Source organism: Glaciimonas sp. GG7 (assembly GCF_052976905.1).
Map to the genome: position 1 here is coordinate 1 of NZ_JBRIIQ010000033.1, position 23,647 is coordinate 23,647.

Annotated in this window: 24 protein-coding genes and 1 other RNA gene; 12 read left to right on the top strand and 13 right to left on the bottom strand. The window is 50.3% G+C overall.

The window, feature by feature from the left end:
- Positions 1-194 precede the first annotated feature (194 nt).
- The 4 genes from ACVBEF_RS09930 (at position 195) to ACVBEF_RS09945 (ending at position 2,743) form a co-directional block, all read left to right on the top strand.
- Positions 195-392 carry a hypothetical protein gene (locus tag ACVBEF_RS09930; protein WP_447123778.1) on the top strand — a complete coding sequence of 66 codons (198 nt, stop codon included), beginning with the start codon at positions 195-197 and terminating at the stop codon, positions 390-392.
- Positions 393-412: 20 nt separating this feature from the next.
- The gene (locus ACVBEF_RS09935) at positions 413-838 is read left to right on the top strand and encodes a DNA polymerase III subunit chi (protein ID WP_447123779.1); all 426 of its coding nucleotides are present in this window, start codon (positions 413-415) and stop codon (positions 836-838) included.
- A 36-nt stretch (positions 839-874) separates the two neighbouring features.
- Positions 875-1,273 (top strand): hypothetical protein, encoded by a 399-nt coding sequence (locus ACVBEF_RS09940; protein WP_447123780.1) that lies wholly within the window; start codon positions 875-877, stop codon positions 1,271-1,273.
- Positions 1,274-1,426: 153 nt separating this feature from the next.
- Complete coding sequence (locus tag ACVBEF_RS09945; protein ID WP_447123781.1) at positions 1,427-2,743, top strand: D-amino acid dehydrogenase; 1,317 nt, start codon at positions 1,427-1,429, stop codon at positions 2,741-2,743.
- A gap of 191 nt (positions 2,744-2,934) precedes the next feature.
- Here the strand turns inward: ACVBEF_RS09945 and ACVBEF_RS09950 are convergent, their stop codons facing one another.
- Positions 2,935-3,444 carry an Lrp/AsnC family transcriptional regulator gene (locus ACVBEF_RS09950; protein WP_447123782.1) on the bottom strand — a complete coding sequence of 170 codons (510 nt, stop codon included), beginning with the start codon at positions 3,442-3,444 and terminating at the stop codon, positions 2,935-2,937.
- A 182-nt stretch (positions 3,445-3,626) separates the two neighbouring features.
- On the opposite strand from ACVBEF_RS09950, the gene ACVBEF_RS09955 reads away from it, so the two are divergent.
- Together ACVBEF_RS09955 and ACVBEF_RS09960 are read left to right on the top strand one after the other, a co-directional pair.
- Positions 3,627-4,772 (top strand): branched-chain amino acid ABC transporter substrate-binding protein, encoded by a 1,146-nt coding sequence (locus tag ACVBEF_RS09955; RefSeq protein WP_447123783.1) that lies wholly within the window; start codon positions 3,627-3,629, stop codon positions 4,770-4,772.
- 252 nt (positions 4,773-5,024) lie between these two features.
- Complete coding sequence (locus ACVBEF_RS09960) at positions 5,025-6,188, top strand: branched-chain amino acid ABC transporter substrate-binding protein (protein ID WP_447123784.1); 1,164 nt, start codon at positions 5,025-5,027, stop codon at positions 6,186-6,188.
- An 85-nt stretch (positions 6,189-6,273) separates the two neighbouring features.
- Here ACVBEF_RS09960 and ACVBEF_RS09965 read toward each other — a convergent pair whose 3' ends face one another.
- Complete coding sequence (locus ACVBEF_RS09965) at positions 6,274-6,753, bottom strand: pilin (RefSeq protein ID WP_447123785.1); 480 nt, start codon at positions 6,751-6,753, stop codon at positions 6,274-6,276.
- A gap of 330 nt (positions 6,754-7,083) precedes the next feature.
- Here ACVBEF_RS09965 and ACVBEF_RS09970 point away from each other — a divergent pair, with 330 nt between their 5' ends.
- Both ACVBEF_RS09970 and ACVBEF_RS09975 read left to right on the top strand, forming a co-directional pair.
- Positions 7,084-8,229: a branched-chain amino acid ABC transporter substrate-binding protein gene (locus ACVBEF_RS09970; RefSeq protein ID WP_447123786.1), complete on the top strand. Its 1,146-nt coding sequence runs from the start codon at positions 7,084-7,086 to the stop codon at positions 8,227-8,229.
- A gap of 350 nt (positions 8,230-8,579) precedes the next feature.
- Positions 8,580-10,103 (top strand): hypothetical protein, encoded by a 1,524-nt coding sequence (locus tag ACVBEF_RS09975; RefSeq protein WP_447123787.1) that lies wholly within the window; start codon positions 8,580-8,582, stop codon positions 10,101-10,103.
- A 242-nt stretch (positions 10,104-10,345) separates the two neighbouring features.
- Here the strand turns inward: ACVBEF_RS09975 and ACVBEF_RS09980 are convergent, their stop codons facing one another.
- Positions 10,346-10,654 carry a c-type cytochrome gene (locus tag ACVBEF_RS09980; RefSeq protein WP_447123788.1) on the bottom strand — a complete coding sequence of 103 codons (309 nt, stop codon included), beginning with the start codon at positions 10,652-10,654 and terminating at the stop codon, positions 10,346-10,348.
- A gap of 182 nt (positions 10,655-10,836) precedes the next feature.
- Between ACVBEF_RS09980 and ACVBEF_RS09985 the strand changes: the two genes are divergently transcribed.
- The 3 genes from ACVBEF_RS09985 (at position 10,837) to lgt (ending at position 12,916) form a co-directional block, all read left to right on the top strand.
- Complete coding sequence (locus ACVBEF_RS09985; protein WP_447123789.1) at positions 10,837-11,076, top strand: TIGR04438 family Trp-rich protein; 240 nt, start codon at positions 10,837-10,839, stop codon at positions 11,074-11,076.
- 133 nt (positions 11,077-11,209) lie between these two features.
- Positions 11,210-12,106, top strand: a complete 897-nt coding sequence (locus ACVBEF_RS09990) for a LysR substrate-binding domain-containing protein (RefSeq protein ID WP_447123790.1) — start codon at positions 11,210-11,212, stop codon at positions 12,104-12,106.
- A complete protein-coding gene (lgt, locus tag ACVBEF_RS09995) occupies positions 12,107-12,916 on the top strand; it encodes a prolipoprotein diacylglyceryl transferase (RefSeq protein ID WP_447123791.1) in 810 nt (269 codons plus the stop codon). It begins immediately after the preceding gene.
- Positions 12,917-12,921: 5 nt separating this feature from the next.
- On the opposite strand, the gene ACVBEF_RS10000 is transcribed toward lgt, so the two are convergent.
- From ACVBEF_RS10000 to ACVBEF_RS10045, 10 genes are all read right to left on the bottom strand, one after another.
- A complete protein-coding gene (locus ACVBEF_RS10000) occupies positions 12,922-13,398 on the bottom strand; it encodes an EVE domain-containing protein (protein ID WP_447123792.1) in 477 nt (158 codons plus the stop codon).
- An 87-nt stretch (positions 13,399-13,485) separates the two neighbouring features.
- Positions 13,486-13,664: non-coding RNA, 6S RNA (gene ssrS, locus ACVBEF_RS10005), on the bottom strand.
- 47 nt (positions 13,665-13,711) lie between these two features.
- On the bottom strand, positions 13,712-14,023 hold the full coding sequence (locus ACVBEF_RS10010; RefSeq protein ID WP_447123793.1) for a cell division protein ZapA: 312 nt from the start codon (positions 14,021-14,023) through the stop codon (positions 13,712-13,714).
- Positions 14,020-14,259, bottom strand: a complete 240-nt coding sequence (locus ACVBEF_RS10015) for a DUF904 domain-containing protein (RefSeq protein ID WP_447123794.1) — start codon at positions 14,257-14,259, stop codon at positions 14,020-14,022. Before ACVBEF_RS10015 ends, ACVBEF_RS10010 begins: the two co-directional genes overlap by 4 nt.
- A gap of 223 nt (positions 14,260-14,482) precedes the next feature.
- A complete protein-coding gene (locus ACVBEF_RS10020; RefSeq protein ID WP_447123795.1) occupies positions 14,483-14,710 on the bottom strand; it encodes a formate dehydrogenase subunit delta in 228 nt (75 codons plus the stop codon).
- Between the two features lie 20 nt (positions 14,711-14,730).
- Entirely contained in the window at positions 14,731-15,552 is an 822-nt protein-coding gene (gene fdhD / locus ACVBEF_RS10025) for a formate dehydrogenase accessory sulfurtransferase FdhD (protein WP_447123796.1), read from the bottom strand.
- Positions 15,553-18,411, bottom strand: a complete 2,859-nt coding sequence (gene fdhF / locus ACVBEF_RS10030) for a formate dehydrogenase subunit alpha (RefSeq protein ID WP_447123797.1) — start codon at positions 18,409-18,411, stop codon at positions 15,553-15,555.
- Positions 18,412-18,462: 51 nt separating this feature from the next.
- Positions 18,463-20,055 carry a formate dehydrogenase beta subunit gene (locus ACVBEF_RS10035; protein ID WP_447123798.1) on the bottom strand — a complete coding sequence of 531 codons (1,593 nt, stop codon included), beginning with the start codon at positions 20,053-20,055 and terminating at the stop codon, positions 18,463-18,465.
- A complete protein-coding gene (locus tag ACVBEF_RS10040) occupies positions 20,055-20,621 on the bottom strand; it encodes a formate dehydrogenase subunit gamma (protein WP_447123799.1) in 567 nt (188 codons plus the stop codon). Before ACVBEF_RS10040 ends, ACVBEF_RS10035 begins: the two co-directional genes overlap by 1 nt.
- Positions 20,622-20,679: 58 nt before the next feature.
- On the bottom strand, positions 20,680-22,317 hold the full coding sequence (locus tag ACVBEF_RS10045; RefSeq protein WP_447123800.1) for an OFA family MFS transporter: 1,638 nt from the start codon (positions 22,315-22,317) through the stop codon (positions 20,680-20,682).
- A 194-nt stretch (positions 22,318-22,511) separates the two neighbouring features.
- On the opposite strand from ACVBEF_RS10045, the gene ACVBEF_RS10050 reads away from it, so the two are divergent.
- Positions 22,512-23,588, top strand: coding sequence for a substrate-binding domain-containing protein (locus tag ACVBEF_RS10050; protein ID WP_447123801.1), 1,077 nt, complete (start codon positions 22,512-22,514; stop codon positions 23,586-23,588).
- The last annotated feature ends 59 nt before the right edge of the window (positions 23,589-23,647 follow it).

Genomic DNA, 23,647 nt, shown 5'->3' on the forward strand with positions numbered 1-23,647 from the left:
GCAGTCGGTGATAGCTTCTCTAAGCGCCCGGTTCATCGAGCACGAATCGATGTATTCCATTCAGCGAAAAAACGGTCAATAACAACGAGGACATTGCGCGCGTAAAAGCCATCGGCGGCGAGAACCAACTACCGCTGCTGCTCATAGGAAGCAGGAAAGAAAGCGGTTTTGAAACAAATGCCTGGAACACGGCCTTGAGCGCCGCCGGTTATCCGACCAGCAATCAACTCCCTGGCAACTATCGCAATGGACAGACCACCTCCGCCGCGCCCGCTACCGCCCTTATACCAGCAAAATCCAACGCCGCCGCAGGTAGAGCAACAACTATACATACCGAAAACGACGCGCAATTACCAGCCGCAGGAAATACCCCGCGCGGATTCCAATTTTAGGCCGCAGATTTCAGCACACTATGACGCACATCGATTTTCATACCAACATTGCTGACAAATTTTTATATACCTGTCGGCTTGTACGTAAAGCACGCTCATCGCAATGTCAAATTGTGATTTTGACCAACACTGCCGACGACTTAGCCAAGCTCGATAAAGCGCTTTGGACCTTCTCAGAACACGATTTTTTGCCGCACGTAACAGCGGATGATCCACTCGCGCCACAAACGCCGATCATCTTGACTAGCGACGACAGCGTTACGTTACCGCATCATCAGGTGTTGATTAATTTGTCCGGCAGTACCCCCGCCTGCTTCGCCCTTTTCGAACGCATGGTCGAAATCGTCTCTCTTGATGAGACCGACAAGAACAATAGTCGCCAACGCTATCGTTTCTATCAGCAAGCCGGTCATACATTGACCCACTCGGTTGCTACCAATACCTAAGAATACCAACAAGCTGAGAACGCCGGAGAACAGTTCATGAACAATAACGCGCTTGATGCAAGCATCCCTCTACTGACCGAAATCATTGCGCCAGCGGAACTGGTATCTTTTGATGAGGACTTGCATCCCACCACCATTGTCACAATCGATAAAAACGATGACACACAACAGGGTGCAAAATCTACAACCGCGTTAAGTCCCCTCGATTGGGAAAAACTTCAGTTGGAAGTGTACGAAAAGGTATTGCAAAAACTACAAGCAAGGATCGATGAGGTCATCGAGCAACGTGTGCGTGACAGTCTCGCAGATGTCTTGCAATTGGCGGTTGAAGGAATAGCCGAGCAAATCAAACACGGTTTGCATCAGACCTTAAATACGGTCATTTCCCAAGCCATTATTGAAGAATTATCTGAGTTTCAAAAACAAAAAATATAAGATCTGGATTTTGTTTAATCAACAAATTTTACTAAAATATGATTTTTAAACAAAAATAAAATACATCAATTGATCACCTAAGTAATCCTGAATTTCTTACAATAGCGCCACTGTATTAAGCCACTGCGTTAAGACAATTCGGAGAAATTCAGCATGAAAGTTATCGTATTAGGAGCCGGTATTATCGGCACAACCTCAGCATGGTTCCTGAACAAGGAAGGCAATGACGTCACCGTTATCGACCGTCAGGCAGGCGCAGCGCAAGAAACCAGTTTTGCTAACGGCTGCCAGATCTCGGTATCGCATGCCGAACCGTGGGCCAATCCGCAAGCGCCACTCAAAGTACTGAAATGGCTAGGCAAGGAAGACGCCCCGCTGCTGTATCGCTTCCGTCCGGAATGGCTGCAATGGAAATGGGCGTTGAATTTCTTGCGTGAATGCACACCCTCGCGCACCGCCGCCAACATTCGCCAAATCGTGGCGCTATGCGAATACAGTCGCCAGACCTTAATGTCCGTACGCGCCGAAACCGGTGTCGAATACGATCATCTGGTGCGCGGCATTTTGCATTTCTATACAGAACAAAAAGAATTCGACGATTCATTACCCGCAGCCAAACTGATGCGCGACCTCGGTTGTCCACGCAACTCCATCAGCGCTGACGAAGTTGTCAGAATTGAACCATCCTTGGCCCGCATCCGCGACAAAATTGTTGGCGGCGACTTTACTGACAATGACGAGTCCGGCGACGTCTATAAATTCACCACCGGGCTAGCCGCTAAAGCAGAAGAGGCTGGCGTCAAGTTTCAGTTCAATACAACGATTACACGCTTGATCACAGAAGGTAGCGGTGCCAGCGCAAAAATCACCGGCGTTGAGATCATTACGCCAGACGGCCGCCATCAGGTCTTGCACGCGGATGCTTTTGTGGTCGCCATGGGTAGTTTTTCAGAGCAATTACTCAAGCCCCTCGGCATCAACTTGATGATTTATCCGGGCAAAGGCTATTCCGCCACCTACAAGATCACCAACCCTGACGCAGCGCCGACGGTGTCGTTGACCGATGATGGCTACAAATTGGTGGTATCGCGCCTCGGCGACCGTTTACGTGTGGCAGGTACGTGTGAACTCAACGGCTACACGCGCGAACTCAACACCACTCGTTGCGAAGCTATTACGCGTCGCACCCGCGAATTGTTCCCCGATGCTTGCGACTATGACAATCCGACCTACTGGACCGGCCTGCGCCCATTGACGCCCTCCAACGTGCCCTATATCGGCAAGACCAAAATCGGCAATCTGTTCCTCAATACCGGTCATGGCACCCTCGGCTGGACGATGGGTTGCGGCTCTGGTCGGGCGATTGCTGAAATCATGTCCGGGCGTCAGCCGGAAATTGATTTTGCGTTCACAGGCATGCCACGTCGCGCTCCTCCAGCGCTTATTCAACCCCGAGAAGTGCAAGCCTGAGTCATATAGAAAAACGCGCTCTGCAGAACATACTAAAAAGACTACTTCTGATTTCAGTCGTAGTCTTTTTTATACCCTTTTGATACCTATCGTTTATGGTCTGAAAATTGCTCTTAACGACAGCATTCGTAGCAATAATTTAAATCAGGGATTTTTTTGGGGCGATGAGTGCACCATTGCTGAGCACCAACTTATTTTCCTGCACGCACTTGAATCGTCTCAGCTTTCTCATCAAAGGCCACACGTGTGACAAATTTGGCGCGTTTCATAGGAAATCTGGATTGAAAGTGACGAACATTGCCAGAGCCTGAAATAACTCTTCTGACGAATTGATAATACGCATCCATATCGATGACATGCGCGACCAGAAAATAATCGTAATCGCCAGAGACGAAATAGCATTGCATGACCTCAACCTCTTTATTCATGCGCAACTCAAATTCCTGCATGTGTTCATCGGACTGATGATTTAGCGATATTTCAAGGAAAGCAAGCATCCCGTAACCGAGCGCAAACGGATCGACCAAGGCGACATCAGCGTTTATCACCCCCGCCTCGCGTAAATCCCGGATGCGGCGCAGGCAAGTCGGTTGCGAAATATGGGCTTTCTCGGCAAGAGTTCGAGTGGGTATTTGATTGTCGCGTTGCAGCATGTTGAGCAGCTTGCGGTCTACCTTATCAAGGTTGTGTTGTTTGGTCATATCGGAAAAATAAGGGATTCAAAAAAACGCATAAAACCTCTTTGCGAACTGTTTTTTATGATGTACCTTTTGCATGTTCGCAGCAACCTAATAAGCTGTAAACGGACCGCGAAAGTTTAGAGACAGAGTGTCTATTGCTCTGTATTACTTGGTTTTACTTTACATCCTCAGGAGAGAAATTCATGCAGATCAAGACCAAATTGATTCCACTAGTCGGCGCTATTGCATTTGCTCTGGCTGGTTCGGTATTCGCACAAGAACAAGTCGTCACGATCGGCCACGTTGGTCCCCTCACCGGCCCTAACGCCCACATTGGTAAAGACAATGAAAACGGCGCAAAAATGGCGATCGATGAGTTAAATGCAAAAGGCACCATGATCGGCGGCAAAAAAGTAAAATTTGTGTTGCAAGGAGAAGATGACGTTTCCGATCCTAAAGCAGCAACAACAGTTGCCCAAAAACTGGTTGATGCGCACGTGAATGGCGTCATCGGTCACATGAATTCAGGTACCACCATTCCTGCATCCAAGATTTACTTCGACGCTGGCATTCCACAAATTTCCCCATCAGCAACCAATCCAAAATACACCAAGCAAGGCTTTAACACCGCGTTCCGCGTTGTCGCCAATGATGGTCAATTGGGTGGAACTCTAGGCCGTTACGCAGTCGAAAAACTGCATGCCAAAAACATCGCTGTGATCGATGACCGTACCGCCTACGGTCAAGGCGTTGCCGAAGAGTTCACCAAGGGTGCCAAGAAAGATGGCGCCAACATCGTAGCGACACAGTTCACTAACGACAAGGCGACTGACTTCAACGCCATTTTGACGTCAATTAAATCCAAGAATCCAGATTTGATTTTCTTCGGCGGTATGGATGCCGTTGGTGGCCCAATGTTGCGTCAAATGAACCAACTTGGTATCAAAGCCAAGTTCATGGGTGGCGATGGCCTGTGTACTACAGAGTTGGCAAAATTGGCTGGCGAAGGCCTGAAAGACGATGAAGTTGTTTGCGCCGAAGCTGGTGGTGTACCTGACGCTGGCAAAAAAGCGTTGGAAGACTTTAAAGTTGCCTATCAGGCAAAATTCAACCAGGAAGTCGTGATCTACGCACCGTACGTCTACGATGCGTTGATGACCATGGTGCAGGCAATGCAAGAAGCGAAATCAGCCGATCCGAAAAAATACCTGCCATTTTTGGCTAAGATCAAACATCAAGGTGTGACCGGCCCAATCGCTTTCGATAAGTTTGGCGACATCAAAGACGGTTCGTTGACTTTGTACACATACAAAGACGGCAAACGTACTTTGTTGACAGTGACTAAATAATTGGTCATACGCTGTACCTGAAAAGCAACTGAAATACCATTAAAAACGCCCCGACTTCACCGTCGGGGCGTTTTTTTATTTGATTCTATGCCTGGATGCAGACACTTAAATCATGACCATTTTCTGGTCCATTTTCTAACGTGTAAAATCTTGCCATAAAATGATCCGGCAACATCATCAATACCGACTCAAAAACAACAATCTATGCGTCGCAGGGTTGGCGCAGTCTTTCACACTCCACGAGGAAATTGTATGCAAACAAAGGCCATATTCTTGCCATTGGCGACTGCCATTGCTATAGGGATAGTCGCAACGTCAGGACTTACTTATGCACAGGAACAATCGCTACAACTGGTAAAAATCGGCCACGTTGGACCGCTAACAGGCCCGGTCGCCCATATGGGCAAAGACAATGAAAATGGCGCACGGATGGCCATCGAAGAACTCAATGCCAAGGGTATTACCCTTGCCGGTCAAAAAGTACAATTTGTCTTGCAATCCGAAGACGATGGAAGCGACCCAAAAATGGCTACCGCTGTGGCGCAAAAACTGGTCGACGCCAAAGTCAAAGCCGTCATCGGCCACCTGCAATCAGGAACCTCAATCCCCGCATCCAAAATTTACTACGATGCGGGAATCCCTCAGATATCGCCCTCTGCCACCAGCCGCAAATACACGCAACAAGGATTCAACACAACCTTCCGTGTCGTAGCCAACGATGGACAGCTTGGCGGCATGTTGGGGCGTTACGCAGCAAAGAATCTGCACGCAAAAAATATCGCCGTCATCGATGACCGTACCGCCTATGGACAAGGTCTGGCAGACGAATTCATCAAAAGCACCAAAGCTGCTGGTAGCACGATCGTCACCAGGCAATACATCAGCGACAAAACCACCGACTTCAATGCGATCCTGACGACGATCAAGGGACGCAAACCGGATCTGATCTTCTTTGGTGGCATCGATGCCAGCGCCGGACCCATGCTGCATCAAATGCAGCTACTTGGAATGACGCTTCCCTTGATGGGAGGCGACGCCATCTGTACTAATCAACTACCACTATTGGCCAGTACTAGCCTGCGCGACAATCAGGTAATCTGCGCAGAAGCCGGCGGTGTCGAGAAATCTGGACAGAAAAAACTAGACGCATTCAAGGCCGCCTACCAACAGCGCTATAAGGCTGAGATCAAACAATACGCGCCTTATACCTACGATGCAGTGATGACGATTGCGGATGCAATGCAAAAAGCGGACTCGGCTGATCCAAAAAAATATCTGCCACAACTGGCAAAAATTCATCACCAGGGTGTGACGGGAGAGATCGCTTTTGATGACTTTGGGGATATTAAAAATGGTGCGCTGACGGTCTATACTTTTAGAAATGCGCAACGCACCGTGTTGACGGTTACCAAATAACCGGAATTTTGAAGTAAATATTAAGTATCTCCAGCTAATAAAAAAGTGAGCAATCCAATACAGTGACGGCACGCTTAGACTATTGCTATGGCGTTGATGTAACGGAGCTGGCCGTACAAAGAGCTGGAACTGTTGGATTACTTTGCGCTGTTAAACAGCCACTCATATTTGCAGCTTCATCGTTTCTCCACCTGACAGCACCGCCATCAACATCAGGAAAAAGTATCAAAGTAGAAAGCGCATTAGTCGTAGCCTGTGGCGTCACCGTAATGACGCCATCCGTGACTCCGACGCTCGCGACATGCGTTGTTACGGCCGTCCCGGGAATGCCTTGCTCACCAAGATTACAACCACTTTTTTTACCCGTTACCTGGATACACAAAGCAACGGCAGTTTTATATGGACCGACAATGCCTGGCACTTCCGCAAACTTAGCCTTCAAGGTGTAGTCCTGATAAGCCGGTAATGCGACGGCTGCCAGAATTCCAATAATCGCAACGACGATCATCAATTCGATCAGCGTAAAACCTTTTTGCGCTAGTTGTTTGTATTGAGAAAATTTCATATGTAAACCCTTTTTATTGATATCAGAAAAATGATGTTATTGAAACGCATGCATCGCACATTCGCGGAGGCAAACTATATACGCATCTATCGCGCTAATTAGTGCTGTATTGAAGGCTATTAGGTGAATTACTTACGTACTTATTTTTTCCCGTTTTTCAGACCTCAAAGCAAAATCTCCGATTAAGAGCGCCGGTCATTTACAATGTTTAGCGCACATGAAATATAGTGTTCAATAATCAAGTGTGAATACCATTACAAACACGCACGAATGCGATATCGATTGCGCTGAAATTGTTGACCTTAAATTTAAATCCTTAGGAGAAACCGTATGCCATTTAAAAAACACTTCCTTCCTTTATCCGCTGCGATTGCACTGACATTTTCCGGCACCGCATTTGCGCAAGAACAAGTCATCAAGCTCGCCCATGTCGGCCCCATCACAGGGCCTATCGCACACATTGGTAAAGATACTGAAAACGGGACCAGAATGGCGGTCGAAGAATTAAATACAAAAGGCGTCACGATAGGCGGTAAAAAAATCAAATTTTTGTTGATGACCGAAGACGATGCTGGCGATCCAAAGCAAGGTACAGCGGTGGCGCAAAAGCTGGTCGATGCAAAGGTCAGTGGCGTGATTGGACATTTACAATCGGGCACGACGATCCCGGCATCAAAGATTTATTACGACGCCGGGATTCCGCAAATTTCACCCGCCGCAACCAATCCGAAATACACCCAGCAAGGATTTAATACGGCTTTCCGCGTGGTGGCCAACGACGGCCAATTGGGCGGCACATTGGGACGATATGCGGTCACAACCCTGCATGCTAAAAATATCGCGGTGATTGATGATCGTACTGCCTATGGTCAAGGCTTAGCCGATGAATTTCTTAAAAGTGCCAAGGCTGCAGGCGCAAAGATTGTGGCAACACAATATACCAACGACAAGGCAACGGACTTTAACGCGATCCTGACGTCGATTAAGTCAAAGAAGCCTGACGTAATTTTCTTCGGTGGATTAGATGCAGGCGCCGGACCGATGTTGCGTCAAATGAAGCAACTCGGAATCAAGGCAAAACTGATGGGCGGCGATGCGATTTGTACGACCGAGTTACCAAAGCTTGCCGGCGATGCACTCTCTGACGATCAAGTCATTTGTGCGGAGGCGGGCGGCGTTGATGATGCAGGAAAACCAGCGCTTGATGCCTTCAAAGCGGCCTTCAAAAAGCGTTACGGCCACGATGTTGTCATTTACGCGCCGTATGCCTACGATGCGTTAATGACGATGGTAGACGCCATGCAAAAAGCGGACTCGACCGATCCTAAAAAATACTTACCTGTATTGGCGAAGATCAGTCACAAAGGCGTTACAGGAACGATTGCGTTCGACGCAAAAGGTGATATGAAAAAAGCGACATTAACTTTGTATACCTTTAAAGGAGGGCAACGCACTATCATCGGCGTGACAAAGTAAAAATGCGATCCTGATGCATCGATAAGTGCCGTTTTAAAATCGTCTCGACTTAAATGGTTGAGACGATTTAACGTACCAGCTACGTGTAAAAAATTCGCAAATAAAAGTACATAAGTGTGCTTCCACAATTTCTTTGCGTAAGCATGAAAAACGACACACTCCCGTTGCCTCCCCCAATCCCGCAGATGCGCTTCGCGCTTACATTTCTGGTACCAAAAAAATACTATTGCGCGATATCTAGTATTCAACAACATTATTGATATTTATCATTCGCACCGTATTTTTAACACCCCCTCGTTCGACAAGAACAATCAGATGCCCGGCCGGTCACCTAAACAAGGAAAAATATTATGCCTGTAAATAACAGTAGTGTTAGTAATTACAATCCCCCTGTGGATTACTCAAGTGCAATAACTCCCTATTTCCCTTCCCAAACAAATCATAAAATCAGAGACGCACTTATATCGGCGAGCGAAGATCTCCGCGTAGTGGCTCCGCATAACAACCAAAATATTGTACTGACCAAGGTAACGAACGGTAAGTCACCACGAGAACTAGACGGAAGAATTGTGGGTGATTATTCACCGCATAAAGTCCCCGGCAGTAAAGTTGTGACCAGAAGAGAGAGGATACAAATTGCTATCCAAATCAAGGAAAAGGAAGATCAAATAATCGCCGACCAAAAACAAGTGGAATTAGACGCAGTACTGAACGCATCACTACGTCTGGTGCGGGAGAAACACGGTCTGTTGATGCATCATGAGAATACGACTCCGACAGCTAAGCAGGATGTCCATAAAAATTTACCAGCCATCAGGCAATCTACAGCACTGCAACCCCGTAATAGCCTGGGTACGGATACCGTTAATACAAAAGCAAAGGACAACTCAGCTGATATAAAGGCACGACCGCACGCTATAGCAAAATTTAGATCAGCAAATGTTCCGGATGAGACAGATCATCAGGAAGATCTGACTAATAGGGTTATCAACGAAGCCCAAGAAAGTAATCGTAAAAATCATCAACAACCTATAGTGCAGAAAAAATCTGAACTGTCCGAAAATAGTCGGGATGCGATTACGCCGTATAAGCCGAATACCTCCCGGCATTTGCCAACCCTCAGGTCGCAACCTGAGCAAGTGCACGCGATAGAAAGATTTCAACCGCCAAATATTGCAGATGATATCGAACATGGAAAAGATCTGAAATTTATAAATGGTGCTAAAAAAGAAGCGCTTAGGCTGAGTACTGTCGGCATTCTCATGCAGCCTACTAATCTTCCGCAGCTTCGAGCAAGTCGACAATCTGGAACAGACAAAGAAACGATGAGCGGATTAAGATGGCCTGTCACATTTGAAAATTCAATCTACGGAATATCTTCGGTGCCGAATGGTCATAATTGGAAAAATGTGCTTGAGCAAGTTAATGATGAATATGAAAAAATAGGTGCCCCGCAGGGGGAGGAGGAGAAATTATTAAATATTGCGATTAACTATGTTGATTGGGAAAAAATTCCTCCATCAGAAAGGAGTTCAATCAATAGAATTATTGAAACTATCGACCCTGTTCTTTGGGATGCAGAAGTTCAAGTACATGTAATGAATAAATATATGGATAAGATGACCTTATTGCGTAATCGTTATCAAAATATGCAATACGCATCCGACACCAACGAAACATTAGATATAGAGAAGGCAATACGCGCTTTGTCTAAAGAGAAAGCGGAGGGCCTATACCGGGACATGCGAAAGAATTACTTCACAAGGTTGTGGAGACTTATATCAACCGATTACATCAACAAAAAGGAGCTAAAGGAGCTCCAACATAATCGCATTATATTTCTCCGAATACTTCACCAGCAGAACGTCAGTTGATACATGACAATGAGACCGAAATAAGAAGAATAGCTTCTTTGTCACAAGCACCAGAGATCAATTTACAAAACAACACCACGCATAGAACTATTTAAATAACCGAAAAATGAAGCCTGATTACAGCAAGTCACCTCTTTCTTCCGCCTGATCACTGAGGTATGAAAACCAAAAAAGGACACTCTCATGAGTGTCCTTTTTTAACATCCGGCCGCTTATCGTGCATTAGCTATGCGGCCGACCATCTACTTCAAAGTCAATATCCACTTAACCAGCGTATGCGCTTCTGCATCGCTCACTTGCGCATTTGCAGGCATCGGAATCTGACCCCAAACGCCAGCCCCACCCTTCATTACCTTTTGCACCAATTTATCTTCAGCGTCGCTTTGCCCTGCATATTTCTTAGCCACATCCTTAAACGCCGGACCAACAATTTTGTTGCCGATAGCATGGCAGGCCATGCAATTTTTGGTTCTGGCCAGATCAAGATTCGCCAACGCATTACCGGACACCAACACGCCTAATAAGGTACCAATCAACAGATTGCGCTTCATCACATCTCCCGTAGATAAATAATTTTCTCTGTACCAGCAAGGCCGGATTGTCTCATATCCATCGAATTCGACCGACTATCGAACGGCGGCGACAGCGGCTGGCGTATAAACATATAAAACTACACCAGCGTTGACCAGCCTTACGTTTCACCCTATCCTGCAATGTACTCAAGGGGACTGCAATGCCACTCATTCTGATCATCGTTTTATTCGTTGCTCTGAAATATTTTGCGATTGGGCCGTTCGTCAATCTTTCCTGGTGGTGGCTGGCCGGTTTAATGGCGATTGCGTTTATTTGGTTTGAGTGTGTAGAGCGCATACTCGGCCTCGACAAACGGCGTACCCACAACAAAATGGATAAGATCCGCGCAGAGCGCATCAGAAAAACGTTCGACACGCATAACCGTCCAGGTCACAAGTAAATCTTCTCTTCTTGCATTACCTGAAGGCTGCCGCAAAGGCATCCTTCATACATCCACCGCACTAACTGCTGCCTATCCTGATGTAATCCGGCTATCATGCGGCCAAGACGAATAGAGCGAGTCCAGACTTGATATGACGATAGAAACGCGGCAACTTCGTTACTTCGTGGCCGTTGCTGAAGAAAAGCACTTCGGTCGCGCCGCGATCCGGTTGCACATGACACAACCGCCATTGTCGCAAGCGATACAAGGGCTGGAAGCTGACATTGGCGCAATCCTCTTTGCTCGTACCAAGCGCAGCGTAGCGCTCACGCCAGCAGGTCTGGCCTTGCTGCCCGAAGCCCGTCGGATTTTGCAACAAACCGCTACCCTGCCCGATCTGGTGCGCCGCGCCGCTTCCGGTGAAACCGGTTTATTGACACTGGCCTTTGTATCAACCGCCGACTACAACATTTTGCCACCGTTGCTGCGCGAGTTTCGCCTGGCCTATCCGCATGTCCGGATCGACTTAAGAGAAGCAACGAGCGACTTGCAGTTGGAACAACTCGCGCAAGGTCAGATTGACGCAGGCTTATTAATCCCGCCACTGCCGGATCAGGCAAAACGCGCGCTGGATTATTTGCCTGTATTGTCAGAGCCACTGATACTGGCGGCTCCAGCCGGACATCCAGCATTGCGGGTAAAGGGCAACATCAGTTTAAGCGCGATGAGCGACTTACCGCTCATCATCTTCCCGCGCCGTATTTCACCCGGTTTTCATGACACCATTCTGGCCTGCTTCCGCAACGCTGGTCTGACGCCGCATATCGGTCAGGAAGCGATCCAGATGCAAACCATCATCGGATTAGTGTCCGCCGGCATGGGCTGTGCGCTTGTGCCACAATCTGTCTCCAACTTAAAGCGCCCCGGGGTCGACTACCGCGTACTCGACGATGCAACTTCGCTAATCGAAACCGGTCTGGCCTGGCGCAAAGATAATACATCGCCCGTATTACAAGCCTTTTTAGAACTACTACGAAAGAAACCATAAATGTTCATCCATCCGATGCCCGACCCGATCGCCTTTTCACTAGGGCCCCTACATGTCCGCTGGTACGGTCTGATGTATTTACTAGCGTTCGTCCAGTTCATCTGGGTCGGCAGAATCAGAATCAAGCAGCCCCATATCGCCGCCGCCGGATGGAAAAAAGAAGATCTCGATGACATGCTGTTTTATGGCGTACTCGGCGTCGTCATCGGTGGTCGTCTGGGTCAGGTCTTTTTTTACGATCCCGTCTTTTACTTCCATAATCCATCGCAAATCATCGCGGTCTGGAACGGCGGGATGTCATTCCACGGTGGCTTCCTTGGCGTACTGCTGGCGATGGCGTGGTGGGGCCGCAAAAAGGGCCGCAAGCTCATGGATATCATGGACTTCATTGCGCCGATGGTGCCGCTCGGTTATGCCGCTGGTCGCCTAGGCAATTTTATCAACGCAGAATTACCAGGACGTATCGCCGATGCATCGCTGCCGTGGGCGATGATCTGGCCCAACGTAGACAATCTACCGCGCCATCCCTCACCTATTTATCAAATGCTGGTCGATGGGATTTTGCTATTTATTATTCTCTGGTTGTTTGCCCGCACGCCACGACCACGGATGGCCGTCTCCGGCATGTTTAGCTTGCTGTACGGTTGCGCACGGTTTTTCACGGAATATTTCCGTATCCCGGACTACAACGTAACCTTTGAAGGCGTGACAATTTCTGCCGGACAAATGCTGTCAATACCGATGATCGTATTGGGGATTGTGTTGTTGGTACTGGCGTATCGCACGCCCAGTTACGCCAGCAGCCAGTAGCTTTCTCAGGATGGCGCTGTCAATTGCTGCAAATGCTGCATCAGACAGTGCCATTCTGCGGCAGTAACCGGGGTGATCGAAAGCCGATTTCCCCGGCGCAAGATCTGCATCTCAGCCAGCTCTGGCTGAGCCCGTAATACCGCCAAACCCAATAAACGCGTCTTTTTTAGTGCGCGCACATCGACCAACATCCAACGTGGATTCTCACGACTGGCTTTGGGATCAAAGTACTTACTGTCCGGATCGAACTGAGTCTCGTCTGGATAGGAAATGCTCGCCACCTCTGCAATCCCGGCAATGCCGGGCTCCGCACAACTAGAGTGATAAAACAGTACACCATCACCAACGTGCATGAGGTCGCGCATGAAATTGCGGGCCTGATAATTACGCACGCCATACCAGGGAATCGTTTGATCGGGCATGGCAAGCACGTCGTCAATGCTGGCGTCTGCGGGCTCGGATTTCATTAACCAGTAGGACATTTTTGGTCTTCAGAAAAAATGAGGATAATTTTTCGGAGGCTGCAAAGAAAAAAGCGGCTGCATTTTATATATGCAACCGCTTTCGAAAGAGTTCCCACCAATGCCGCTTTGCCGGCATCCTGAACCAAGAAGGTTCAAGTTGGCTCCAGTTAGTTCAACTTCGGGTTCATCGACTAGCGACGATCACTCCCATCAAACGATATCCCGTAGCCGCTGCGTAAAAATGGTTCAAGGAATTATGGCAATGGCGAACATGGCAGGAGCGATTGAGTCTACTCCAAACGGACGTCATGTCAAACACTTTGGAAAGAATTTAGAACAGTACTTCTTGCGGCCCCAATGCTTCATCGAGCACGATATGCATCGCAGCGATTTTTTGTTTTACCTCGGCCATAGTCAGATCCGATAACGGACCGTCGGGGGCTTTGGCGGACAACATTTCTGCTGCCATACCGAGCGCGGCGATGACTGCAATACGATCGTTGCCGCGAATTTTTCCGGCGTCGCGTATCGCACACATTTTGCCATCCAGATAAGTCACGGCTCCCTGCAATACGGCCTCTTCACCCTCTTTGCACGACAAGGTATAGGGCTGGCCCATGATGTGGACACTTAACTGGCTCATGCGTTCTCCTGATCTTGCGTGTCATCTTGCGTGTCATCTTCCGGCAATGCCGGGAGTTTCTCGAGTAGTGCAGCAACCCGCACATGTGCCGCTGTCATGCGTTGCATCAGGTCGGCATTTTCGCTCACTAACGTTGCTGCATTTAAGCGCAAAGCGGCATTTTCATGCCGCAGTGATTGAGTTAATTCGGCGAGTTGCCGGATTTTTTCGGATAGTTGGTGGAATTCTGAAATCATAGCCGCCACTATAGTGTTGCCTATGAATCTACGTCAATAGATTCAATCAATGAATTTTTGATCTTCTGATTAAGTCTGCAATTAAAACTGCACCCACTCAGAATATGATAGTAAAAACATATTACTTCAGTTATGTTCCCTGACAAATACAAAACGACCACCGCTTCTGTATAGAAGTTAGTGGCCGCTTCTGATCCTTCAGATCAACTATTTGCCGAATAATTTACCGCATCGCATCAACGTGCACCCTGATGCTATCGCGCACAAACTCTTTCAATTCAGTCTCGTCGTCATGTTGCTCGACATACTCCAAAAACGCACGGCGCATGCGGGGTTCCCAAGAGCGCTTGATGTGCAGCGAAAAATCGGTCATCGCCTGAGCTCGGTCAGGCATGGTTTCAAAAAAAGAACCAATCTGATTGGCCATTTTGATCAGGTTATCTACGCGCATTACTTTCTTTCATTTCTACGTTACTTTTCCAACAACCGATGCCCATGCGCATACACAACGTGCGAATGCGTGCGCATAAAACCCAATAGCGTGACATCAGCTTGTTGCGCCAGCCTGATCGCCAATGCGGTCGGAGCCGAGATAGCCGCAATCAGGCCGATCCCCATCGTCGCCGCCTTTTGGACCATTTCATAACTGGCACGACTGGTAATGAGTACAGCGCCACTCGAAAAATCCTGCTTGTCAGCAGCCAACGCGCCAATCAATTTGTCGAGCGCATTGTGTCGCCCGACATCTTCGCGCACGAATACAACCTCGCCATTTTTTTGTACCCACGCTGCGGCATGCGTGGCCCCGGTTGCTTGCTGCAAATGTTGCTGCTGCTGCATGCGCTCAATCGCCATGTGCAAGACCTGGACCGAAAAACGAGCATCCGATATCACCGGTAGCGGCTTGCGAATGGCTTGCGCCAGCGTTTCCGCACCACACAGCCCACACCCGGTGCGGCCTGTCAGATTGCGACGCTTTTCTTTCAGCGCCATAAACCGTTGCGAGGCGACTTGCATCTGGACCTGAATGCCATCCTCAGCATTGACGATCTCACACTCGAACAGCTCACTCGGGTCGGCCAGAATGCCTTCGCTTAATGAAAACCCCAACGCAAAATCTTCCAGATCCGCTGGCGAGGCCATCATCACCGCGTGTGAAATACCGTTGTATTCCAACGCGATAGCGACTTCTTCAGCCACCACGTCACGCTCAAGACTCCCCTGACCATCGCGCCATTTTTCGACAGCGACATCGGCGATGGTCGGATAATCGGGGGTAGCTAAACTGCCCATTTATTTAACATCCGCGGTTTCGGCAGATGCCCCCTGCAACAACCGTAATTGCTCCTCATTGACTTGACTAAAATCATTCTGCCAAGCCGACGGTTGCGTCACCGGCATCACCTGCACCGCCGTGACCTTGTACTCAGGACAATTCGTCGCCCAATCGGAGTTATCGGTGGTAATCACGTTAGCGCCCGACTCCGGATAATGGAAAGTGGTATAGACCACACCCGGCTGCACTTTATCGGTGACCGTCGCCCGCAACACCGTCTGCCCGGCACGCGACGCGATCCCGACCCAATCGTCCTCACGAATGCCACGGTCCTCAGCATCATGTGGATGAATTTCCAGCCGGTCTTCGGTATGCCATGCCACGTTATCGGTGCGCCGCGTTTGTGCGCCGACGTTGTATTGCGAAAGTATCCGCCCCGTGGTCAGAATCAATGGAAATTTCAAGGTAACTTTTTCGTCCGTCGCAAAATATTGCGTGTTGATGAACTTACCCTTGCCGCGCACAAATTCATCGATATGCATGATCGGCGTGCCTTCCGGCGCCGCATCATTGCATGGCCATTGCAGACTACCGGCCTCTTCGAGCTTGGCATAACTGACGCCTTTAAAGGTCGGCGTCAAGGCGGCGATCTCATCCATGATTTCAGACGGATGGTTGTAATGCATCGGATAGCCCAATGCATTGGAGAGCGCCACCGTCACTTCCCAATCCGATTTTCCGGCCTTGGCTGGCATGACTTTACGTACGCGTGAGATGCGTCGTTCAGCATTAGTAAACGTCCCATCTTTTTCAAGGAATGACGAGCCAGGCAAAAATACATGCGCGTATTTAGCGGTTTCGTTAAGGAAAATATCCTGCACCACGATGCACTCCATCGCCTCCATCGCCGCAATCACGTGCTGCGTATCAGGATCGGATTGCACGATATCTTCGCCCTCGCAATACAGGCCCATAAAGCTTCCGTCGAGCGCCGCATCGAACATATTTGGAATCCGCAAACCCGGCTCAGGACTCAGCGTCACGCCCCAGGCCTGCTCAAACTCTGTGCGCACTGTTGTGTCCGATACATGCCGATACCCCGGCAACTCATGCGGAAACGACCCCATATCGCAAGAACCCTGCACGTTGTTTTGACCGCGCAAGGGATTGATACCGACGCCCTCACGACCAACGTTACCGGTGGCCATCGCCAGATTCGCAATCCCGATCACCATCGTCGAGCCTTGCGCATGCTCGGTCACGCCGAGGCCGTAATAAATCGCACCGTTGCCATTGGTCGCAAACAAACGTGCTGCGCCGCGTAATTCTTCAGCCGATACGCCGGTCACGGCCGCCATCGCTTCCGGCGAATTTTCAGGACGCAGAACGAATTTTTTCCATTCAGCGTAGGACGCCGTATCGCAGCGCTCCGCCACAAAGGCCGTATCTTCCAGCCCTTCCGACAACACGACGTGCGCCAGTGCAGTGATGAGCGCGACGTTGGTGCCGGGACGCAATTTCAAATGAAAATCAGCTTCAATATGCGGCGACTTCACCATCTCCGTGGTACGCGGATCGACCACGATCAACTTCGCGCCCTGACGCAAACGGCGCTTCATTTGCGAAGCAAATACCGGATGCGCCACCGCCGGATTGGCACCAATAATCATGATCACATCGGACTTCATGACCGAATCAAAGGTCTGGGTACCGGCAGCCTCGCCGATGGTTTGCTTCAAACCATAGCCAGTCGGGGAATGACAAACCCTCGCACAGGTATCAACGTTGTTGTTGCCAAAAGCGGCACGCACCAACTTCTGTACCAGATAGGTTTCTTCATTCGTACAGCGCGAAGAAGTAATCCCGCCGATGGAATCCTTGCCGTGCTTAGCCTGAATCCGACGGAATTCACTAGCAGCGTAACCGAGCGCCTCATCCCACGACACTTCACGCCACGGATCGGTAATTTTGCTGCGGATCATCGGCTTGGTCATACGGTCTTTATGCGTCGCATAACCCCATGCAAAACGGCCTTTGACGCAAGAATGTCCGTGATTGGCCTTACCGTCTTTATGCGGCACCATGCGCACGACTTCGTTGCCCTTCATCTCGGCCTTGAACGAACAGCCAACGCCGCAATACGCGCACGTCGTAATTTCGCTGTGTTCGGCCTGCCCCAGCATGATCACGGTTTTTTCGGTCAGGGTCGCCGTCGGGCAGGCTTGCACGCACGCGCCGCACGAGACGCATTCAGACTCCATAAAACTATCCATCTGCCCGGCCGAAACACGCGACTCAAAGCCACGGCCATCGATGGTCAGCGCGAACGTGCCCTGTGTTTCTTCACAGGCCCGCACGCAGCGATTGCAGACGATGCATTTGGACGGATCGTAGGTGAAGTATGGATTCGATTCATCCTTCTTCATCTTCAAATGGTTCTCACCCTCATAGCCGTAACGCACATCGCGCAGACCGACTACACCGGCCATATCTTGCAACTCACAATTACCGTTGGTCGGACAGGTCAGGCAATCAAGCGGATGGTCGGAGATATACAGCTCCATGACGCCACGGCGAATATCAGCCAGCTTGGGCGTTTGCGTACGCACTTTCATGCCCGGCTCGCACGGCGTGGTGCAGGACGCCGGATAGCCGCGTTTGCCGTCGATTTCTACCAGACACAAACGACAGGAGCCGAACGGCTCCAGACTGTCGGTCGCACACAGTTTCGGTACATTCACACCGGCTTCGACAGCGGCACGCATGACGGAGGTTCCGGCGGCCACTTCGATGCTCTTGCCATCGATTTCCAGCGTGATGAATTGTGCTGAAATTTTTTCTGGCGTGCCGTAATCGAGTTCATTCATCTGATTCATATATTCCTTTTCACCCGGGAAGGTGGTGCGACACATGGTCGCTAAATATTTTTATAAGGGCTGAGGTGCTTCTTGATCTGCTTCAATACCAAAATCCTCAGGGAAATTATTCAACGCCGACAACACCGGTAACGGCGTCATATTTCCCATGGCACACAACGAGCCATTAATCATGGTGTCGCACAAATCGCGCAGCAAATTGACTTGCTTCGGTTGATCGTAGCCGCCGCTTGATCCGGCGACAATTTTGTCGATCACTTCCACACCACGGGTCGAACCGATCCGGCATGGCGTGCATTTTCCGCAGGATTCCGTTGCGCAAAATTCCATCGCATAACGGGCCTGTTTCGCCATATCCACGGTGTCGTCAAAGACCACAATGCCGCCATGTCCGACCGTGCCGCCAACGGCACTGAAACTCTCATAATCGACTTTGGTATCGAATAACGCTTCCGGCAAATACGGCCCCAACGGTCCGCCCACTTGCACCGCACGGATCACGCGACCGCTGGCTGTGCCGCCACCAAAATCAAACAGCAATTCGCGCAACGTGACGCCAAAGGCTTTCTCCACCAGGCCGCCAAATTTAATATTCCCCGCCAACTGCATCGGCAAGGTTCCAGCCGAACGGCCAATACCGTAGTTCTTATAAAACGCACCGCCGCGCGCCAGAATAATCGGCACCGAGGCCAGCGAAATAACGTTGTTAATCACCGTCGGCTTGCCGAACAGACCTTCCAACGCAGGCAATGGCGGCTTGGCGCGCACCATGCCGCGCTTGCCTTCCAGGCTTTCTAGCAGCGCTGTTTCTTCACCGCAGACGTAGGAGCCAGCGCCCTTGCGAACTTCGAGATAAAAAGTTTTGCCAGAGTCGCAGATATTTGCACCGAGATAACCGCGAGCATTGGCCACGACTATCGCTTCATTCAAGGCAACAATGGCATGCGGATATTCGGAACGCACATAGATGTAACCCTTCGTGGCCCCCACTGCCAGCGCGGCAATCGTCATCCCTTCGATCAATACGAAAGGATCGTCCTCCATCACCATGCGGTCTGAAAATGTGCCGGAGTCGCCTTCGTCAGCGTTACAAACGATGTACTTTTGTCCCGGCGTAGCGTTGGCAACCGTCTTCCATTTGATCCCGGTCGGGAAAGCCGCACCGCCGCGTCCGCGCAGACCAGAATCGAACACCTCTTGCACCACCGCTTCTGGCGTCATCGTCAAAGCACGCGCCAAACCAGCGTAGCCTTCGTGCGCCACATAGTCATCGAGCGATACCGGGTCGGTAATACCGACGCGAGCAAAGGTCAGCCGCTCCTGCTTTTGCAAATACGGGATTTGATCGACCAGACCCAAGGCCAGCGTATGTTTGCCGCCATTCTGAAAGCCCGCATCGAACAAGGCGGCGACATCTTCTGGTTCAACCGGGCCGTAACCGATGCGGCCTTCGGCGGTTGCGATTTCTACCAGCGGCTCGAGCCAAAACATGCCGCGTGAACCGTTGCGGATGAGCTTGATCGCAATCCCGCGTAGCAGTGCAACGGCTACGATGGCGTCAGCGACTTGATTAGCGCCTAGCGCAATGGCGGTAGAGTCACGCGGGACGTAAATAGTGATCGGGGTCGTCATATTAGTCATCATTACGCACCTCTTCTGGCTTGCAGCAGGCGATTGAATTTATCCGTGCTCACGCGGGCATAAATATCGTCACCGATCATGATATTCGGACCGGAGGCACACTGGCCAAGGCAGTACACCGGCTCCAGCGTGAATTGTTGATCGCTGGTAGTGCCGTGATAATCGCAGCCCAAGGCTTGCTTGGCGTGCGCTTCGAGGTGTTCTGAGCCACGCGCCTGACAGGCTTCAGCGCGGCAAATTTGCACGACGTGTTTACCAGCAGGATGTTGACGAAAATGATGGTAGTAGCTGATGACGCCATGCACTTCGGCGCGCGAGACGTTGAGTTGCTCGGCAATGAGCGGCACGATATCGGACGGCACATAACCGACCGCCTCCTGAATCGCATGCAAGATCGGCAGCATGGCACCGGGCATGGTTTTTAGTTCGACGATGATGGCCGCAACCTGTGCCTTGTTTTCTGCTGAAGTTTCAGGTTTTATGGCCACTTTGGATGGCACTTTAACACCGGTATCTGGCTTTACCTGATGCAACATAAATGTCTTTTGCGTAATACTTTGCGTACTCAAACCAACCTCCTGCCAAGAAAAAATAGCGCCCTGGTGGGGGGCGCTAACCCACTATTTCTTACTTAAAAAGCACAACCGCTTTTTGCAATGTCACAGTGATGCCCCAAATCAACGGTAGTCCAACCGCCGCCCAGGAAAGCAACAACACCGCTGGATTTCCGCCAGTACCAATCAAGCTGAAATCAGTAGCCGATGGTGCGGCAATGTTATTGGTCGCTGTTTTTTCGTGCGCCAGATGTTGCTCATGGGCCAGTTCTTCTGAGGTCATGAAATACTTTGCCGCCACCGGCTTGATCAACAAATTGCACACCAGACCCACCACCAACATACCGGCCAAAATGACCATCGTGGTGTTGTAGACCGACTCTCTCGGTACGCCTAGCGACAACTGATACTCTCGCATGTAGTTGACCACAACCGGCCCCAGAATCCCGGCTGTCGCCCAGGCAGTGAGCAAACGACCATGAATCGCACCCACCATCTGCGTGCCGAACAAATCGGCCAGATACGCCGGTGCCGTCGCAAAACCACCGCCGTACATCGACAGAATCAAACATACCGCGGACACGAACAGTGCCATGCTGCCAGCCGCACCAGACCACGGCAGACTCACGAACAAGATAAAACCGAGTACAAAAAACACCGTATAAGTATTTTTACGACCCAGAAAATCCGAACAAGACGCCCACACGAAACGACCACCGATATTGAACAGACTGATCAAGCCGGTGAAGCCCGCTGCAATGGCAGCAATCGCAGCCTTTTGCTCCACTGACAACTCAGTGAACTTGGTCGCCACACCCAATAAACGACCGCCAAACACTTCTTGCAGCATAGGCGAAGCCATCCCGATGACGCCGATCCCGGCCGACACATTCAGACACAACACCAGCCACACCAACCAGAATTGCGGAATGCCCCAGATCTTGCTGACGTGCACATGTTTTTGCGTAATCATGCTGTTACTCGCCGCAGCAGGCGGGGTCCAGCCAGCTGGCTTCCAGCCCGTTGGCGGAATCCGATAGCCAAATGCGCCTGCCATCATGAAGACGAAATACACCAGCGCCAACACCACAAACGTCTGCCAGACGCCGACTTCGGTTGGACTCGCAAAATGCTGCATCAACTTAAACGCCAACGGGCTACCAATCAGTGCACCGCCACCAAAACCCATGATCGCCATGCCGGTCGCCATCCCGCGCCGATCCGGAAACCATTTAATCAGTGTCGATACGGGTGAGATATAACCCAGGCCCAGACCGATCCCGCCAATGACGCCGGAGCCCAGCCACATTAACCAGATTTGATGGGTATAGACTCCAAGCGCAGAAATGAGCAAACCGCCGCACCAGCACAGGGCTGAGACAAAGCCAGCTTTACGCGGACCGACATGCTCAAGCCAGCGGCCCCAGACTGCTGCTGAGGTGCCGAGAATGACAAAAAACATCGTAAAAATCCAACCCAGCATCGAGATCTTCCAATCGCAATTGCTGGCGAATATCTCTGCAAAAAAACCCATATCTTTACTGCATGCAAGCGCCTCTTTAATCCCAATCGCCTTCGACAAAGGCAACCAGAACACCGAAAATCCGTACGCCATGCCGATACATAGATGTATTGCCAGTGCTGCCGGAGGAACCAGCCAGCGGTTAAATCCGGCTTTGGCGATCGTCCGTTCTTTTGCTAGAAAATCCATTGTCCCCACCTTTTTGAGTTTTTCACTATATGTATTTAATTACATATATTTTATAAGGCTTTCATTGTATTTATATACTATGTGAATAATGCATGTTCTTTGACATTTGCTATTCACCGAACAAAGTACCATGTAGATTAGTAATCTACAATAGGTAAAATTTTGCATATTTAATGATTAAAAATGGGGCAATCATGTACAAAGTCATCATCAAACCCCACTGGGAAATTGGTCAGGATGCCAGCGATGCGCTTGACACAGCAGCGCTGCTCACGCTACTGACCGCCATCAGAGCCACCGGCTCCATCGCCAGCGCTGCAAAAGAAACACACCAGTCATACCGCCATGTGTGGGGATTGTTGCGTGTAGCCGAACAACTATTCGGTCATCCGCTAGTGCTCACCGAGCGTGGTCGCGGCAGCGTCTTGACACCGCTTGCCGAGAAATTAATCTGGGCCGACCGCCGTATCGCCGCGCGTTTATCGCCGACGCTGGAGACGTTGGCCTCTGAGCTGGAAGGCGAACTGAGCAAAACCGTCGCAGGCAGCGCCAAAACGATTCGCCTCAACGCCAGCCACGGTTTTGCGGTGGCAGCCTTGCTCAACCAATTAAATGCCATGCATTTACCGCTTGATCTGCGCTATCGCAACAGCACCGACGCCGTCTCCGCACTGTCCCGCGGCGAGTGTGATCTGGCCGGTTTTCACGTACCTTTTGGCGAATTTGAAGATCCCATCGTTGCCCTCTACACCCGCTGGCTGAATAAAAATACGCACTGCCTGATTCATCTGGCGATGCGCAAACAAGGGTTAATGGTCGCACCCGGCAATCCAAAAAATATTCAAACGCTCACCGATCTGGTTGGCGACGGCGTGATATTCGTCAATCGCCAGACCGGCTCTGGCACCCGGTTACTGCTGGAGATGCTGCTCACTGAATCTGGCGTTGCGCAACACACCATCGAAGGATTTGAAAACACCGAGTTCACCCACTCTGCGGTGGCCGCGTTTATCGCCAGCGGCATGGCTGACGTGGGCTTTGGGGTGCAAACGGCTGCCGAACGGTTTGGCCTGGAATTCATCCCCTTGGTGCGTGAGCGCTATTTCTTTGCACTCTCAAAAGCGGCCATGCAAGAGCCGTTAATGCAGCAAGTCATTGCAACAATCCAGTCCGACGCCTTCCGCGCAGTTGTCAATCAACTGGCGGGCTACGATGGCAGCGCGACCGGCGAGATTTTGTCGCTCTCGGAGGCGTTTGCGGTATTGGGCTAACGCAGCCTGAAGATGTTCGATACCCATATATCGGTAAAACGTTCGCTTTACCGCCTCTG